General features: G+C 63.3%; 13 protein-coding genes and 1 pseudogene. 7 read left to right on the forward strand and 7 right to left on the reverse strand.

Features of this window, described 5'->3' with window-relative positions:
• Positions 1 to 40: 40 nt before the first annotated feature.
• Positions 41 to 1033: an alpha/beta hydrolase gene (locus VSR82_RS24670; RefSeq protein WP_429455821.1), complete on the reverse strand. Its 993-nt coding sequence runs from the start codon at positions 1031 to 1033 to the stop codon at positions 41 to 43.
• Positions 1026 to 1562 (reverse strand): thioesterase family protein, encoded by a 537-nt coding sequence (locus VSR82_RS24675; protein WP_368582309.1) that lies wholly within the window; start codon positions 1560 to 1562, stop codon positions 1026 to 1028. Before VSR82_RS24675 ends, VSR82_RS24670 begins: the two co-directional genes overlap by 8 nt.
• 261 nt (positions 1563 to 1823) lie before the next feature.
• On the opposite strand from VSR82_RS24675, the gene VSR82_RS24680 reads away from it, so the two are divergent.
• Positions 1824 to 2135, forward strand: a complete 312-nt coding sequence (locus tag VSR82_RS24680) for a hypothetical protein (RefSeq protein ID WP_429455819.1) — start codon at positions 1824 to 1826, stop codon at positions 2133 to 2135.
• A 16-nt stretch (positions 2136 to 2151) separates the two neighbouring features.
• Here the strand turns inward: VSR82_RS24680 and VSR82_RS24685 are convergent, their stop codons facing one another.
• From VSR82_RS24685 to phnC, 4 genes are all read right to left on the reverse strand, one after another.
• Positions 2152 to 2988, reverse strand: coding sequence for an EamA family transporter (locus tag VSR82_RS24685; RefSeq protein WP_429455818.1), 837 nt, complete (start codon positions 2986 to 2988; stop codon positions 2152 to 2154).
• A 254-nt stretch (positions 2989 to 3242) separates the two neighbouring features.
• Positions 3243 to 4082 carry a phosphonate ABC transporter, permease protein PhnE gene (gene phnE / locus VSR82_RS24690; RefSeq protein WP_429455817.1) on the reverse strand — a complete coding sequence of 280 codons (840 nt, stop codon included), beginning with the start codon at positions 4080 to 4082 and terminating at the stop codon, positions 3243 to 3245.
• Positions 4079 to 5056, reverse strand: coding sequence for a phosphonate ABC transporter substrate-binding protein (gene phnD, locus VSR82_RS24695; RefSeq protein WP_410849488.1), 978 nt, complete (start codon positions 5054 to 5056; stop codon positions 4079 to 4081). Before phnD ends, phnE begins: the two co-directional genes overlap by 4 nt.
• Positions 5057 to 5115: 59 nt before the next feature.
• Positions 5116 to 6033 carry a phosphonate ABC transporter ATP-binding protein gene (gene phnC, locus VSR82_RS24700; RefSeq protein ID WP_429455816.1) on the reverse strand — a complete coding sequence of 306 codons (918 nt, stop codon included), beginning with the start codon at positions 6031 to 6033 and terminating at the stop codon, positions 5116 to 5118.
• Between the two features lie 513 nt (positions 6034 to 6546).
• On the opposite strand from phnC, the gene VSR82_RS24705 reads away from it, so the two are divergent.
• The 3 genes from VSR82_RS24705 to VSR82_RS24715 are packed head-to-tail and all read left to right on the forward strand — an operon-like array spanning position 6547 to position 8317.
• On the forward strand, positions 6547 to 6996 hold the full coding sequence (locus VSR82_RS24705; protein ID WP_429455815.1) for a hypothetical protein: 450 nt from the start codon (positions 6547 to 6549) through the stop codon (positions 6994 to 6996).
• The gene (locus VSR82_RS24710) at positions 6993 to 7607 is read left to right on the forward strand and encodes a hypothetical protein (protein ID WP_429455814.1); all 615 of its coding nucleotides are present in this window, start codon (positions 6993 to 6995) and stop codon (positions 7605 to 7607) included. Before VSR82_RS24705 ends, VSR82_RS24710 begins: the two co-directional genes overlap by 4 nt.
• Positions 7604 to 8317, forward strand: a complete 714-nt coding sequence (locus VSR82_RS24715; RefSeq protein WP_429455813.1) for a hypothetical protein — start codon at positions 7604 to 7606, stop codon at positions 8315 to 8317. Before VSR82_RS24710 ends, VSR82_RS24715 begins: the two co-directional genes overlap by 4 nt.
• A gap of 154 nt (positions 8318 to 8471) precedes the next feature.
• Here the strand turns inward: VSR82_RS24715 and VSR82_RS24720 are convergent.
• Positions 8472 to 8650: pseudogene (locus VSR82_RS24720) on the reverse strand (integrase core domain-containing protein); the annotation flags it as partial.
• A 313-nt stretch (positions 8651 to 8963) separates the two neighbouring features.
• On the opposite strand from VSR82_RS24720, the gene VSR82_RS24725 reads away from it, so the two are divergent.
• The 3 genes from VSR82_RS24725 to VSR82_RS24735 all read left to right on the forward strand — a co-directional run bounded on the left by VSR82_RS24725 (position 8964) and on the right by VSR82_RS24735 (position 15907).
• A complete protein-coding gene (locus VSR82_RS24725) occupies positions 8964 to 10001 on the forward strand; it encodes a M14 family zinc carboxypeptidase (RefSeq protein ID WP_368582318.1) in 1038 nt (345 codons plus the stop codon).
• A complete protein-coding gene (locus tag VSR82_RS24730) occupies positions 9998 to 10870 on the forward strand; it encodes an alpha/beta fold hydrolase (protein ID WP_429455812.1) in 873 nt (290 codons plus the stop codon). Before VSR82_RS24725 ends, VSR82_RS24730 begins: the two co-directional genes overlap by 4 nt.
• A 198-nt stretch (positions 10871 to 11068) precedes the next feature.
• Positions 11069 to 15907 (forward strand): NAD-glutamate dehydrogenase, encoded by a 4839-nt coding sequence (locus VSR82_RS24735; RefSeq protein ID WP_498858135.1) that lies wholly within the window; start codon positions 11069 to 11071, stop codon positions 15905 to 15907.
• Positions 15908 to 16073: the final 166 nt, after the last annotated feature.

The raw sequence follows: 16073 nt of genomic DNA on the forward strand, positions 1-16073 counted from the left end.
GCCCGGTAGCGCACTAGGCGCACCGGTTAGTGTCGCTGCGCTAATGACGTGCGCGTCCGCGGAGAAAATCGCATACGGCCTTGTGCATGGCCTGCACGCCGGGGCTCGTTTCGAGCGCGCGCCAGCATCCATGCACGAGCCCCATGCCGATCAGCAGCCGGGCATCTCCACCAGCCACGCGAATCCGCTCGACGAACACGCGCGCGTCGTCGCGTAGCGGGTCGTGCTCGGCGCCGAATGCCAGCGTCGGCGGCAGTCCGTCGAAGCGGGTTGCGGCGAGCGGGATCGTCCATGCGGGGCCGGGCGTGCGGTCGCCGTTTTCTTCGCGTCTTTCTCCACTGTTTGCCCCGCTGGTCCCCCAGTACGCGTTGCGAAACTTGTGCACGTCCGCGAGCGTCAGCATCGGCGCATCGGCCTCGGTGTCGCGCGCGGGAGATTGCGGCTCGGTGCCGAGCATCGGATAAACCAGCGCGATGCCGCGCACTCCGCTCACGCCGTCGTCGCGCAAGCGCAGCGCGACGCTTGCCGCGAGCGTGCCGCCGGCGCTATCGCCGGCGAGTTGCAATCCGGCGTGGTCGGGCAGATCGAACGGCAGGCGGTTGTTCAACGCGGCGCGCGTGATCTCGAGGCAGTCCTCGTGCGCGGCCGGCGCGCGATGCTCAGGCGCGAGCCGGTAGTCGACCGCGATCACGTCGAGGCCGGTGTCCGCGGCGAGGCGAGCGGTCACCATCTGATGACTGTTCAGCGAGCCGAGCACGAAACCGCCACCATGAAAATACAGCACCGTGCCGCGGATCGCCCCGGATTCGCTTGCTTTCGCTCGATGCCGGTAGAGCCGAAGCGGGATCGCATGGCCCGCGTCGGTGCGAAAGCTTGCGTCCTGGGTGGTGAGTTCGCTGGGCAGGGGTGGCGTCAGCGTGGCAGCGTAGCGGTCGTACAGATCGCGCTGCTCGCGCGGCGTCATCGCCGCGTGATGCGACGGATAGAGCGCACTGGCCCGTTCGATAAACGCGGCGATTTCCGGCTCAAGCATGGTCACTCCGTTCGGGCAGTGTTTCCCGTTGCGTTGCGCAGGGCAATGCGATCACACGTCCGGCGAAACGCGCCGGCGGCAATGCCGCATGGGCTTGCGCGAGTTCATGGATGCGCGCTTCGACGTCCGGATCGAAAGCGACGCCACGCGGTCCGCTGGTATCGACGTGCAGCAGCATCTGCTCGCCAGCGGCGACCGGGCCGCTGCGTTGGCTTTGCGTCGCGTCCAGCGCAAACATTTCGAAGTAGACATGCATACGTTTCGCGTCGTAGCCGAGCACGCGCATGTCGACACGCACCGGCGTGCCTTGTTTGATTTCATGCAGATAGTTGACATGCGCTTCGAGCGTGTAGATCGATCGATGCCGCTCTTTGCGCACCGCATCGTGCAGGCCGATCAGATCGATCAGCTCGTCGGTCGCGAGACTGAAGATCAGCAGGTAGAACGCGTCGCGCATGTGGCCGTTGTAGTCGACCCATTCGGCGCGCACGCTGTCGCGGTAAGACGGCAGGGCAACGGGATGCGACATGAGGGTCTATCTCCTCGATCGAATGCGATGGCTGTGGCGCGTCGTTTGGCGTCATCAGTGTAGTTCATCGCGATGCCGCCGCGCCGGAACGTGTTGGCCTCGAATTGTGGTCGCTTTGGCAACAGTGAATTCATGGTTCAGGGCTTACTGCGTGGCCTGACCGCCTCCTAAACTGGCTTCGCTGCTGCGGATGGCCGATAGCCGATGGTCGCACAAGGCTCCGCGGCAATCGGATGAAGCCGTCTCTGGAGGTTGGAAATCATGAAGTCCATCAGGTCGCTGATCGAAGCAGCGGTTATCGCCGCTGTCATTTCCGTGCCGTTCGCGGCGTTTGCGCAGTCGAATCAGGCCAATCAGCCGCCCTCGCGCGCACAGGCGCACGATCCGTCCAACCCGAATGCGATCGACTATCCGGCCCATCTCCAGGCGGCTAAAGCAAAGGTCGCGGCGCAAAACCAGGCAGCCCAGAATAGCGGCGACGGTGCGCCGTCGAATGGTCCGTCGCAGCGCAGCGGCCGGACCAATTTCGCGCCGACTTCGTATTCCGTGCCGGTGGTGAATTACACGCGTTGATTACGCCGGGTTCTCATCAAATCCGTATCAACACCGCCCCGAGCGTCACGAGCACACACGCCACGATGCGTCGCGCGGTGAGCTTCTCGCGCATGAAGATGCAGCCGATCAACACCGCGAAGATCGAACTCAACTCGCGCAACGCGGAAACCATCGCGATCGGCAGATAGCGGTACGCCTCGATGATCAGGCAATACGCGCCGAGCGCGATCACGCCCGACGCGATGCCCTTCACCACCACCGCGCGGCCGATGAACAGCCCCTTTGCGCCGCCGCGCCAATGCCACGCAAGCAGGAACTGCGGAATGTTCCAGACCAGGTAGACCCACATGATGTAGCTGAGGGCATTGCCCGCGACGCGCGCGCCGACGCCGTCGACGACCGAGTACGTCGCGATGAACAGCCCCGTCAGCAGCGCGAACGGCACGCTCTCGCCGGAAAAGCGCATGCCCCGCCGAAACGCGAGCGAGACGATGCGGCACGACACGAGCGCGACGCCGAGCGCGGCGAGCGGCTTCAGCACTTCGCCCGCGAACACGAGCGCGCCGACGAACACCAGCATCGGCGAAAGACCGCGCGCGATCGGATAGATCTGGCCGAAATCGCCGCTTTTATATGCGCGAATCAGCGCGAGCAGATAGCCCCATTCGAGCACCGCCGACGCAACGATATACGGCCACGCGGCCGGTGCCGGCAGCGGCAGCACCAGCACGCCGATCGAGCTGACCGCGAGATACGGCATCGCCATCATGCCGAGCAGCCAGACGCGGTCTTCGGACACATGCAAGAACGCGTTCCAGGTTGCGTGAAGCAGTGCGGAGAACAGCACCAGCAGGACGACAAAGGGTTCCATCGACAGCGGGATCGGACGAAGAGAGCAAGGAAAGGCCGCAGGGCGGTCGCGAGCCCGTGATTATTCCAGCAGAACGCGGGAATGGCGGAGTGGATGACCGATGCGCAGGGGCTTTGTGGCAGGAAAACGGCGTTTTACGGCGCGCAGCATCGAGTGCAGATGACGCGGCAAAAAAGAAACGGGCGAAGCGGCAGCGCGCTTCGCCCGTGCTGTTCGTTTTGAATCGACCGGTCCGTGTCCCGCGCGCGCCGTACTCAGATCACCCGCTCACGCAGCCACGCCGAGCCGAGATCGATCACGGTCACGACGACGATCACCATGATCATCACGGCGGCCGTCTGCGCATAGTTGAACGAGCGGATCGCCTCGTACAGCACGACGCCGATGCCGCCCGCGCCGACCATGCCGACCACCATCGCCGAGCGCACGTTCGACTCGAAGCGATACAGCGCGTACGAAATCCACAGCGGCAGCACTTGCGGCAGCACCGCATAGACGATTTCGTCGAGGCGCGTCGCGCCGGTTGCGCGCACGCCTTCGGCTGGGCGCGGATCGATTGCCTCGACCGCTTCGGCGAACAGCTTGGCGAGCACGCCCGTGGTATGCACCCACAGCGCGAGCACGCCGGCGAACGGCCCGAGGCCGACCGCGACGATGAACAGCATCGCGAAGACAATTTCATTGATCGCGCGGCACGCGTCCATCAGGCGGCGCACCGGTTGCAGTACCCATTGCGGCGCGAGATTGTGCGAGGACATCAGGCCAAAAGGCACCGCGCAGACGAGCGAAAGCGCGGTACCCCAGATCGCGACCGCCAGCGTCACGTACATCTCGTGCACGTAGGTGCGCCACTCGGTGAAGTCGGGCGGAAAGAAGTCCGCCGCGAACTCGCCCATGTTGGCGGAGTCGCTGAGCAGATCGAGCGGACGCATGTCGGCGCCGTGCCAAGCGCCGCCGAGCACCGCGAGCACCGCGATCCAGCCGAGCAACGACCACCAGCCGCGCTTGCCGGCACGAACTTTTGCTTGCGCCGCCTGCGCCGCGGCCGCTTCGCTCGGGCGCGCCGGCGACACGCTCAGATCGGCCGTGTTCATTGCTTCGGCTGTGCGGCGCCGAGCGCGCTCAGCTTCGCGTCGAGCGCGGCCAATTGCGTCTTGCGGTCGCTATCGGACAGATGCGTATCGTTCTCGATCTTCTGCTTTTGCTGGAACAGCACGATCTGGCGGATCGGCAGCAGTTGCTGATCCGACGATGCCGAGAAGCCGCTGTATCCGGTGATGGCGGCCATCACCGCTTTTTCGTGCGGATCGGTCTTCGCGTAGTTCAGGAAGAATGTGCGCAGCTTGTCCTTCGTCGCTTGAGGCAGATCCTTGCGCCACACGAGCGGGTCCGACGGAATCAGCGGCGAGGTCCACAACACCCGCACCTGCGCGAACTTGTCCGGATGCTGTTGCTTGAGCGTGTCCATCATCTCGCTGTTGTTGGTCGCGATGTCGATCTTGTTGTTGACGACGGCCAGAAGATTCGCCTCATGGCTCGACGGCAGCACGGTCTTGAACGACGTCTTGACCGGCGCATTATGCTTCGCGAACAGGTAGTAGCCCGGCACCAGCGTGCCTGAGGTCGAGTTCGGATCGCCGAAGCCGAGCGTGACGCTCTTCGTGTCCTTGAACACGTCGTCGAGCGTCTTGAAGCGGCTGTTCACATTGGTGATCAGCAGCGAGTAGTAGCCACTTTGGCCGTCCGCGTGCTCGACTTTCGCAAATACTTCGCCATTCGAACGATCGACCGCTTCGATCGCCGACGCATTGCCGAAATAGCCGACCTGCACCTTGTTGAAGCGCATGCCTTCGATGATGCCCGCGTAATCGGTCGCGAAGAACGCCTTCACGTCCAGTCCGGTCTGTTTCTTCATGTCATCGATCAGCGGTTCCCAGCGTTGCTTGAGCACCGCCGACGAATCGGTCGAGATGATGCCGAGGTTGATGTCCTCGGCGTGGGCCGCGGCGACACAGGTGAAAGCGGCAGCGCCGGCCGCGAGCGTGATCAGGGAGCGCAGGAGTTTCATCGGTTGAGGTCCGGTTGAGTGGATGGAGAGCAACAACAGCGCGCGACGGCGTGCGCGGTTCAGTTCGACGGCGCGGCGTTCAGCGCGAATGCGTAGCGCGCGGCGGCGGGGCCGGTGTCCGGCCGCGCGGGCGCGGCGGGCGCGGCGGGGGTGTCGGGCGCGTCATGAGTGTCGTCGGCGTCGTGCGCCGCGTCGTCGAACAGTTCGCGCGCATCGTCGCCGTAGAGTTTCTTTAGCCGCGCCGGCGTGAGCGCATTGGAAGGGCCGTCGTAGACCACCTTGCCGCGACGCAGTGCGACCGTGCGCGGGCAGTACTGCATCGCGATGTCGACCTGGTGCAGCGACACCAATACCGTGATCCGATGCTCGACGTTCAGCGCTTGCAGCATGTCCATCACGCGACGCGACGACTCGGGATCGAGCGACGCGATCGGCTCGTCGGCGAGCACGATTTGCGCGCGCTGCACCAGCGCCCGCGCGAGCGCGGCCCGTTGCTGCTGACCGCCCGACAGGTTCGACGCCCGCTCGCGCGCATGCTCGCCGATGCCGACCTCGTGCAGCGCGGCCAGCGACAACGCGCGCTCCGCACGAGGGAAGCGGCCGGAGAGACGCCGCCACCACGGCAGGCGCGCGAGCGCGCCGATCAGCACGTTGGTTTCGACCGACAGCCGGTTCACCAGATTGAACTGCTGGAACACGAAGCCGATGTCGCGGCGAATGCTGCGCACTTCACGCACGATGCGGCCGTTCTGCTGGATCGGCCGGCCGAGAATCTCGATCTGCGACGGCTGCGCGTCCGACGCGGTAAAGCCCGCGATATGCCGCAGCAACGTCGATTTTCCCGAGCCCGACGCGCCGATCAGCGCGACCATTTCACCGGGCGCGACGCGCAGATCGATTTCGTCGAGCGCTTTGCGGCCGTTGCCGAACGTTTTGCTCAAACGTTCGATTCGAATAGCTTCCCGGATCGCTTCCATCTGTATTCCCTCGATGCATCCGGACACTGCCGGCATGTGTGAGGCTCATTCTAGAAAGCGACTGTGACGGTTGAGTGAAGGCATCGCAACGTCTAGACGACTACATGTTTCTGTGTCGAATTTCCGCGGTGTCATGTGTCGTCAGGATGGCAGAACTAAGTCAGCTTGAAGTCAATGATTTGAACGGAGAGTGACATACGGATGACATGATTCGCGTGCAGACGGGCGTGCTCGCGCGTGTTGACACTTGGAGAGGCAACATTGTGTCGTTTGCCGTCGTCCTTAATGTTCCCGATACACGGGTCGCGCCGTCATGTCGGCTCCTTTGATCGGGGGTTTCCAGGCCGCCTATTTTTCATCCTCCGCCAGCAGGAATATGCAATAGAAATCGAGATATCCGACACAGTCGTAAATAGTTGTCAAAACGGGCTTATCCCGATTTAAAGCGGTTGACCGTGCTCCGCTTCGATGATTAATTCGCGAGGTATCGCCTGAAAACTCTTGAGGAGAGTAATGGAGCAACTGAAACAGCAAAGCAGTGGGACGGATTGGACAGTGGAGGAAGAATGCGACCTTTGCCGTATCACCTATTCGATCTACTCAAACTTCCCGCCGATGCCGTTGGCACGGGCCTTGAACGCTGAAACCGGCGAGTTCTTTCCGTTTGACAAGGTTCGTAAAATGAAATCCGGTTATGCCATGACCGAAGCTCTGGGTTATGCATGGGCGTGCAACTGTCGAGGACGCAAGGCAGCGCCGAAATTTGAGGAACTCGAGCAATATTTCGAGCTTGTTGACGCGAAGACCAACGCTCCCGTCGAAGGGATGACCTATAGGCTATCGAGCGATGGTCAATGTCTTGTCGACGACGCAACGCTGGCAGGCGGGAGAACGCGCGCGTTCTCATTGAAGCGGCATCCGAATCTGACCTTCGTGGCGTGGCGTGAGGGGGATGTGCGATGAGCGGCGCAATCAGCCAGGAGGTACGATTGCTTGCCGCGATCGCTTACGGGGAGGCATCCACGGCCAACGACCCGCATGAAATCGGAGGAATTGCGTTTGCCGTGGCAAATCGGTGTCGCGCATGGGGCGGAAAGACGGTGTCCGAGTTGCGCGCCGCAGACCCGAACTATTCCTACGCATGGGATGGCTCCAACGCTAGATTCAACAAATTGATGCGTGCCACTGACAGTGAAATTGAACCGAATCCTGGGATGAAGCTGGCTGTCGATTGGGCTCAAAAGGCATTGGCCAACGATGGACCGGACCCGTCGAACGGTGCATTCTGGTGGGACGGGCTCGACTTCAAGACCAGGTACGCGAGCCGTCCCAAGGTGCTAGACGGGTTCAAATGGGGCTGCCCATCTGACAATATTTTCGGTGTGCCAGAGAAGCGGCGCGAAGTCATCAAGTATTGGAGAGTCCGTAATAAGAAGACTGGGCAAATCGTCGACGGCGGCGAACGCGGCCGCTACGATTCGGTATGGGTTTCGACGGCCGCTCGCGGTGGCACCGTATTTTGGCGGCACAACCCAGATTACCTGAAAGCTACCGGAGCAAAGGCATACCGATGAAATCCACCGTGATGCTGATGGCGGCTCTGGCCGCCATGTCGAGCAATGCGCATGCGGTCCGATCTTACGACAGTTACGATGCGTTCTATTCCGCCCAGTCGGACGTGGTGTTTGGTGCCCCGATCAAGCAACCTGCCGGGCATCTCCACCTTTATTCAGATCTCGGGGGGCGGGGGAGTTACACGGAACTGAGATCCACTCTGGACGGAAGGGCTGTGCGAATCGAGGTTGCAGAGAATCGCATAACGGTCAATGGCAAAAGCTATCGCTTTGCGCGCGCAACGACGTTTCCGGATGAGTATGCAATAGACATTTATCCGGGCAACGCTCAGGTGTTCTTGGCGGGAGGGACGAGAAATCGTCCTCCGCTTCTGTGTATGGAAGGGTACGGCAGTGGTTCAGGCGAAGCTGACCGGCACCAGCAGATATTCCTTTTGGTGAACCCTCTAGCTCGTAAGCCGACATTCTTGCATCTGCCAAGTCTGCTTTCGTCATGTCTGGCTGTAGTGGCGACGAAGGACGGTAAGCTTGCCTTTCCGAAGAACAGTTACCTGTTCGATGATGCACAAGAATCCCGCGTTGGATTGTTAGTGTCGTACTACACGTTTGAGAATCAGCGCTTTGTCCCGGTCCCGGCTCTAAACCAACTTCGGCTCAAATTTGCGCAGTCAGAGATACCGTTTCAATTTTCGGTCCAAGACAAGAACTAAGCGACCGACCATCTCCCCTCACGCCGGCTCACTTACAGAGCCGGTACGGGGTTGCCTATCTGAGGACTGTCACTCGGAGATGATGTGAGCATTCTACGATGGTGAACCGCTTTGGTTTTCGGGACATGTAGCATGTGTTAGTGTCTGGCGTTTCTTCCGTCAGAGATTCGAACCAGTGCAGGTTCAGGCATTCGTCCCGGAATGAGCCGTTGAACGTTTGGATGAAGCTGTGTTATCCGTCGGTTTGGCTGCACGGCTGAAGTCGATCTGTACCTTGTAGTGGTACGCCCACATGTCCAGCAGACGACCAGAGAACTCGCTGCCGTTGTCGGCGCTTTCCGGGAAGTCCAGTCAATTCCGTGCTTCCGAGTCTGGCTAACTGTGCGTTAGTCCAACGAGTTTCGTTTCCCGGCACGCGCGAGTCGATGTTTACGAATTCACGGGGTGCGTCAGCTGCGTCAAGCGTTTGCATCTGCTTATCTCCTTGTCTTTAACCGCGGCGCAGCCCACGCATCGACGCGGCGCTACACCTCGATCCTACGCAACTGCCGATCGGCTGGACGCTCCCGCCTAATGACACACAGCCAGGCTATAGTGCGTCTTTTCCGGCCGCCCTTAAAAATCCCGACACCCCGGTCACGCCGTCATGCCGACTCCTTTGAGCTTCCTTCCGGACAGTTTTGCCGAATATGAAGATCTCAAGTCAATCCTCGACCAGGGCAAGGCGAGCTTCGAAATCCGCGCGATCTGCGAAACCGAAGTACGCGGCCGGCGCTTTTCCATCTACACCGCAAGCATCGGTTCATCCGATCCGCTCGCGCCGGCCATTGGCTTTTTCGGCGGCATTCACGGGCTCGAGCGAATCGGCTCGCAACTCGTGCTCGACTATATGCGCTCGCTGCTCGCGCGGCTCGAATGGGACGAACTGCTGGTGCGTGAATTGCAGTCCATCCGGTTGATCTTCTTGCCGATCGCAAATCCCGGCGGCATGTGGGCCGCGACGCGCGCCAATCCGCGCGGTGTCGACCTGATGCGCAACGCACCGCAAAACGCCGACGCTCGTGTGCCTCTGCTTGCGGGGGGCCAGCGTGTCGGCGCGTGGTTGCCCTGGTATCGCGGCCGCGCGGGCGAGCCGATGGAAGTCGAGGCGGCCGCGCTGCTGCAAGTAGTGGAAACGCAACTCGCCGCGCGGCCGCTGAGCATCGCGCTCGATTGCCATTCCGGCTACGGCTGGAGCGACAGCATCTGGTTTCCGTACGCGCGAACCCGCCAGCAGATGCCGCATCTGCCCGAAATGTACATGCTGAAGAGCATGTTCGAACACGCGCATCCGCATCACGGCTACACCTTCGAGCCGCAAAGCCATCAGTATCTGCTGCACGGCGATCTGTGGGACTACGCGTACGACCGTACGCCGGTGCCGAACATCTTCCTGCCGATGACGCTCGAACTCGGTTCGTGGCTGTGGATCAAGAAAAACCCGCGCCAGTTGTTTTCGCGGCAGGGTATGTTCAATCCGGTCATGGAGCATCGCACCGCGCGCGTGCTGCGGCGGCACGCGAACCTGTTCGACTTCCTCGCGCGCGCGGCGTTTTCGTCGCAGCGCTGGCTGCCGCAAGGCAACCAGCGCGAGCGGTTGCTGCAAAGCGCGCTCGACCACTGGTACAGGCCGGATCGCGAATGAGCACATGGATCCTGCTGCGCGGACTGACGCGCGAAACGCGGCATTGGGGGCGCCTGCCGGCGACGTTGCGCGAAACCCTGAGCCAGATCCCGGACGATAGCCTGTCCGATCCGACGACAACCGCGACTTCCACCGCAACGACCGCGACCGGCGTCCGTTTGCTGCTGCTCGATCTGCCCGGCAACGGTGAATACGTGCGGCGGCGCGCGCCCGCGAGCGTCACGGGCATCGTCGCCTTCGTGCGGCAGGCGGCGCGCGAAACGGGCGTGCCGGGCCCCTACAACGTGATCGCGATGTCGCTCGGCGGCATGGTCGCGACCGACTGGGCGCAGCGTCATCCCGGCGAAATCGAACGGCTGGTGCTGATCAATACGAGCATGCGGCCATTCAGCCGCATGCATGAGCGGCTGCGGCCGTCGGCGTGGCTGGGTCTGCTCGGCGTCGCCGCCCACTGGAGCGATGCGGCCGATGCCGAGAGCGGCATCCATCGCCTCACGTGCAACAACCTCGACACCTTGGGCGCGGATCTCGCCGCTTGGACCACGATCCGCCGCAGCGCACCGGTGAGCCGCGCGAATGCGCTGCGGCAATTGTGGGCGGCCGCCCGCTTTAGCGCGGCGCCCGCCGCGCCGGGGGGTGCACTGCTGATTTTGTCGTCGGCGGCCGATGGGCTCGTCAACCCGGTCTGTTCGGCGAAGCTCGCGGCGGCGTGGGGCGCGCCGCATCGCGAGCATCCGTGGGCCGGCCACGATGTGCCGCATGACGATCCCGCGTGGACCGCCGCGCAGATTCGCGCGTGGCTCACTCGGCGCGCCGAAGACGGCGATGCGGCGGCGCCGGGACCCGCACCGGCCAGGTCCGCGCGTTGAGCCGCGCAAGGCATTGCCGCGCCGCAGCGACGCGACCCTTTCCAACCCAACTGTGACGATTCTTCGACGACCCGTCAGCGGGTATTACCTGACTTCGCGAAACGGACGCATCGCACACGGCAGGCGCATAATTCCAAGTCAGACGTTGCCTGCGAATCACGCGATACTCACCATTGCCGCCAGCCAGGGGAGTCGATCATGCAAGCAAAGAACGAAGAAGCCGTCACGCACCTGCTGAACGATGTCGTCGAATTTGCGCGGGGGCGGTTGCCGGAACCGACCTTCAATATCGTCGAACCCTTCCTGCGGCATTACTACGATTTCGTCGACGCAGGCGATCTGCAAAGCCGCTCGATCGCCGATCTGTACGGCGCGGCGCTCGCCCACTGGCAGACCGCGCAGCGCTTCGTGCCGGGCGAGCAACGGCTGCGCGTATACAACCCGATCCTCGAACAGCATGGCTGGCACTCCGATCACACGGTGATCGAGATCGTCAACGACGACATGCCGTTCCTCGTCGATTCGGTCTCGATGACGGTCAACCGCCATCGGCTCGCGCTGCATTCGGTCGTGCATCCGGTGTTTCGGATCTGGCGCGCGGCGGACGGCAGCATCGCGCGCGTGAGCCAGGGCGCCGAAGAAGCCGGCGATACGCGCTCGCATCTGACCTCGTGCATCCATTTCGAAGTCGATCGTTGTGGCGATGCCGCAAAACTCGATGCGTTGCGCGACGATATCGCCCGCGTGCTCGGCGACGTGCGCGCGGCGGTCGAAGATTGGCCGAAGATCATCGAACGCGCGAAGCAGACGATTCAGGATATGAAGGCGCGCGAGACCGGTCCCGAGGGCGTCGAAGCGCGTGCGTTCGTCGAATGGATGGTCGCCGATCATTTCACGTTCCTCGGCCAGCGCGATTACGAACTGGTGCAGCTTGATGGCGGCTATGGTTTGCGGGCGGTGGCGGGCTCCGGTCTCGGCATTCTGCGCGATGCACAGGGGGCGGGCGGCGCGCCGGAAGTTACGCCGTTGCCGCCGGCGGCTGCGGAGATCATCTCCGGCTCGTCGCCAATCTTCCTCACCAAGGCCAATTCGCGCGCCACGGTGCACCGGCCGGGCTATCTCGACTATGTCGGCATCAAGCTGAGCGGCGCCGATGGCAAGGTGACGGGCGAGCGGCGCTTCATCGGCCTGTATACGTCGACCGCTTATTTCGTGTCGGCCGCTGAGATTCCGATCGTGCGGCGCAAATGCGCGAATATCGTCAGACGTGCCGCATTCCTGCCGAAAGGTCATCTGGCGAAATCGCTGGTCACGGTGCTGGAAACCTATCCGCGCGACGAATTGTTCCAGGCCGACGAAGACCAGTTATACGACACCACCCTCGGCGTGCTGCGTTTGCAGGAGCATCAGCGCACGCGGCTGTTCGTGCGGCGCGATCGCTTCGATCGCTTCGTGTCGTGCCTCGTGTTCGTATCGCGCGACAAGTACAACACCGATCTGCGGCAACGCATCGCGAACCTGCTCGCCGACGCATTCAATGGTGAGAACGTCGAATTCACGCCGCTGCTGTCGGAGTCGACGCTCGCGCGAATTCATTTCGTCGTCCATGCCAAAGCCGGTGGCATGCCGAGCGTCGATACGCGCGAGCTCGAAGCGCGCCTCGTGCAGGTCGCGCGGCGCTGGCAGGACGATCTGGCCGACGCATTGCTCGACGCGTACGGCGAAGAGCAGGGCAACCGTTTGCTGCAGCACTACGCCGATTCGTTTCCGGCCGGCTATCGCGACGACTATCCGGCGCGTACGGCGGTGCGCGATATCGAACTGATCGAGCGCGTGCAAGGCAGCGAGCGGCTCGCAATGAACCTCTACCGGCCGATCGAATCGGGACCGCGGGCGTTCCGCTTCAAGGTGTATCGCGCGGGCATGCCGATCGCGCTGTCGCGCAGCTTGCCGATGCTCGAACATCTGGGCGTGCGCGTCGACGAGGAGCGGCCTTATCTGATCGAGGCGCCGGGTGCGATGCCCGCGTGGATCCACGACTTCGGCCTCGAACTCGCGGACGATACCGAGTTTGACATCGAGCGGGTCAAGGATCTGTTCGAGCAGGCGTTCGAGCAGGTGTGGACCGGCACGATCGAAAGCGACGACTTCAACCGCCTCGTGCTGCGCGCGCAGCTCAATGCGCGCGAGGTGACGATCCTGCGCGCGTACGCGAAGTACTTGCGCCAGGTCGGATCGACGTTCAGCGACGCGTATATCGAACGCGCGGTGACCGGCAATCCGGCGATTGCGCGCATGCTCGTCGACCTGTTCGTCGCGCGCTTCGATCCGGCGCTCGGCGCGGTACGCGAGGCCCGCGTCAACGCCTGTCTGGAATCGATCGACAGCGCACTCGACCAGGTGCCGAATCTCGACGAAGACCGCATCCTGCGGCAGTTCCTCGGCGTGATCAAGGCGACCAAGCGCACCAACTACTACCGCCATGACGCTCAGGGGCAATCGAAGCCGTACCTGTCGTTCAAGTTCGATCCCGCGCAGGTGCCCGGCCTGCCCGAACCGAAGCCGATGTTCGAGATCTGGGTCTATTCGCCGCGCGTCGAGGGCGTGCATCTGCGAGGTGGGCGCGTCGCGCGCGGCGGCCTGCGCTGGTCGGATCGGCGCGAGGATTTCCGCACGGAAGTGCTCGGCCTGATGAAGGCGCAGATGGTGAAGAACGTCGTGATCGTACCGGTGGGCTCGAAGGGCGGCTTCGTCGTCAAGAATCCGCCGCCGCAGAGCGAGCGCGATGCGTGGATGCGCGAAGGTGTGACGTGCTATCAGACCTTCCTGCGCGGCTTGCTCGACGTAACCGACAACCTGGCGGGCACCGACGTCGTGCCGCCGCCCGACGTGGTGCGGCACGACCCCGACGACCCGTATCTGGTCGTCGCCGCCGACAAGGGCACGGCCACGTTCTCCGATTACGCGAATGCAATCTCGCAGGAATACGGTTTCTGGCTCGACGACGCGTTCGCGTCGGGCGGCTCGGTCGGCTATGACCACAAGAAAATGGGCATCACCGCGCGCGGCGCGTGGGAGTCGGTCAAGCGGCACTTCCGCGAAATGGGCATCGACACGCAGAGCCAGGACTTCACGGTGGTCGGTGTCGGCGACATGTCGGGCGACGTGTTCGGCAACGGCATGCTGCTGTCTCCGCATATCAAGCTGCTCGCCGCGTTCGATCACCGCCATATCTTCCTCGATCCGAATCCCGATCCCGCCGCGAGCATGGCGGAGCGCGCGCGGCTCTTCATGCTCGACCGCTCCAGTTGGGCGGATTACGACCCGTCGCTGATCTCGGCTGGCGGCGGCGTGTTCCCGCGCAGCGCGAAGACGATTCCGCTGTCGCCGGCGGTGCAGGCGGCGCTCGGCACCAGCGCGGCGGCGCTGTCGCCGGCCGAGCTGATGCGGGTGATTCTGCAGGCGCCGGTCGATCTGCTTTATAACGGCGGCATCGGCACCTACGTGAAGGCGAGCCGCGAGACCAACCAGCAGGCGGGCGATCGTGCGAACGATGCGATCCGCGTGAACGGTGCCGACCTGCGCTGCAAGGTGGTGGCCGAGGGCGGCAATCTCGGCTTGACGCAACTCGGCCGCATCGAGTTCGCGCAGCACGGCGGCCGCATCAATACCGATGCGATCGATAATTCCGCCGGCGTCGATTGCTCGGATCACGAGGTCAACATCAAGATTCTGCTGGGTCTCGTCGTCGCCGATGGTGAGATGACGGAGAAGCAGCGCAATGCGCTGCTTGCGGAAATGACCGATGAAGTCGGTCTGTTGGTGCTGACGGACAACTACTATCAGACCCAGGCTTTGTCGATCGCGGGCCGCTTCGGCGTCGAGCTGCTCGATGCCGAAACCCGTTTGATGCGCTATCTGGAGAAGGCTGGGCGGCTCAATCGCGTGATCGAGTTTCTGCCCACCGACGAAGACGTCGCCGAGCGCGCGGCCGCGAAGCAGGGACTGACGACACCCGAACGCGCGGTGCTGCTCGCGTACAGCAAGATGTGGCTCTATGACGCGCTGCTCGAATCGTCGATGCCGGAGGACCCGCTCGTTAGCGACATGTTGATCGAGTACTTCCCGAAGCCGCTGCGGCAGCGTTTCCGCGAGCCGATGCAGCGCCATCCGCTGCGCCGTGAAATCCTCGCGACGCATCTGACCAATGCGCTCGTGAATCGCGTCGGCTGCGAGTTCGTGCATCGGCTGATGGAGGAGACCGATGCGCAGCCCGGCGACATCGTGCGCGCGTGCATCATGGCGCGCGACGTGTTCGATCTCGATCAGATCTGGCGCAGCATCGACGCGCTCGACAACCGCGTCGCGGACGACGTGCAGGCGCGCATGTTCGCGGAGGTCGCGCGGCTCGTCGAACGTTCGGCGCTGTGGTTCCTGCGGCATCTGCAAACGGGCGCGGCCAACGGCGACGTGAGCGGCCTGCTCGCGCGCTGTCGCGATGCCGCGCAGCGTCTCGCGCCGCAATGGCCGGCGCTGTTGCCGGCCGCGGATCTCGAAGCATTGTCGGAGCGGCAGCGGGCGTTCGTCGATGCGGGTGTCGATAGCGATCTCGCGGTGCGAATCGCGAGCGGCGAGGTGTCGGCCGCGCTGCTCGATATCGCCGAAGTCGCGTCGACATGCGAGCGCAATCTGGAACAGGTCGCGGGCGTCTACTTCGCGCTCGGCACGCTGCTGAACTACAGCTGGATCAGCGAGCGCGCCGCTTCGTTGCCGGCGCCGACGCACTGGGACATGCTCGCGCGCGCATCGGCGCTCGCCGAACTCGCCCGCCTCAAGCGCGCGCTGACCACGAGCGCGTTGGCTGGCGCGACCGATGCGTCGACGCCCGATTCGCTGGTGCAAACGTGGCGCGAGAAACGCGCGGCGCAGCTCGAGCGTTATACGCGCTTGCTGACCGATTTGCGTGCGACGGGTGGCGCGAGTCTTTCGGTGCTGCTGGTGGTCGTGCGGGAGATGGCCGCGCTCGAGCGGGCGTGAGCCGCGCGAATGGTGGAAAGGGCGCTTGGGGTGCTGCCGGCACGGCGACGCGTCGGGTCCGATTCCTGCGGCCTGGCGTGTCGTTGTCGTCCATAATACCGAGTGCTTGCCGATCGTTTCGGTCGTGCAATACCCGACAATACCCAGCACCTTCACGGACGTCCGC

Source organism: Burkholderia sp. JPY481, from assembly GCF_038900515.1.
Classification (GTDB): domain Bacteria; phylum Pseudomonadota; class Gammaproteobacteria; order Burkholderiales; family Burkholderiaceae; genus Paraburkholderia; species Paraburkholderia youngii.

Coding starts and splice junctions, on each gene's coding strand:
- VSR82_RS24735 (WP_498858135.1), top strand. CDS start 11,069: ATGCAAGCAAAGAACGAAGAAGCCGTCACGCACCTGCTGAACGATGTC.
- VSR82_RS24685 (WP_429455818.1), bottom strand. CDS start 2,988: ATGGAACCCTTTGTCGTCCTGCTGGTGCTGTTCTCCGCACTGCTTCAC.
- VSR82_RS24710 (WP_429455814.1), top strand. CDS start 6,993: ATGAGCGGCGCAATCAGCCAGGAGGTACGATTGCTTGCCGCGATCGCT.
- VSR82_RS24715 (WP_429455813.1), top strand. CDS start 7,604: ATGAAATCCACCGTGATGCTGATGGCGGCTCTGGCCGCCATGTCGAGC.
- phnE (WP_429455817.1), bottom strand. CDS start 4,082: ATGAACACGGCCGATCTGAGCGTGTCGCCGGCGCGCCCGAGCGAAGCG.
- VSR82_RS24670 (WP_429455821.1), bottom strand. CDS start 1,033: ATGCTTGAGCCGGAAATCGCCGCGTTTATCGAACGGGCCAGTGCGCTC.
- VSR82_RS24680 (WP_429455819.1), top strand. CDS start 1,824: ATGAAGTCCATCAGGTCGCTGATCGAAGCAGCGGTTATCGCCGCTGTC.
- VSR82_RS24705 (WP_429455815.1), top strand. CDS start 6,547: ATGGAGCAACTGAAACAGCAAAGCAGTGGGACGGATTGGACAGTGGAG.
- VSR82_RS24675 (WP_368582309.1), bottom strand. CDS start 1,562: ATGTCGCATCCCGTTGCCCTGCCGTCTTACCGCGACAGCGTGCGCGCC.
- phnD (WP_410849488.1), bottom strand. CDS start 5,056: ATGAAACTCCTGCGCTCCCTGATCACGCTCGCGGCCGGCGCTGCCGCT.
- VSR82_RS24725 (WP_368582318.1), top strand. CDS start 8,964: ATGCCGACTCCTTTGAGCTTCCTTCCGGACAGTTTTGCCGAATATGAA.
- phnC (WP_429455816.1), bottom strand. CDS start 6,033: ATGGAAGCGATCCGGGAAGCTATTCGAATCGAACGTTTGAGCAAAACG.
- VSR82_RS24730 (WP_429455812.1), top strand. CDS start 9,998: ATGAGCACATGGATCCTGCTGCGCGGACTGACGCGCGAAACGCGGCAT.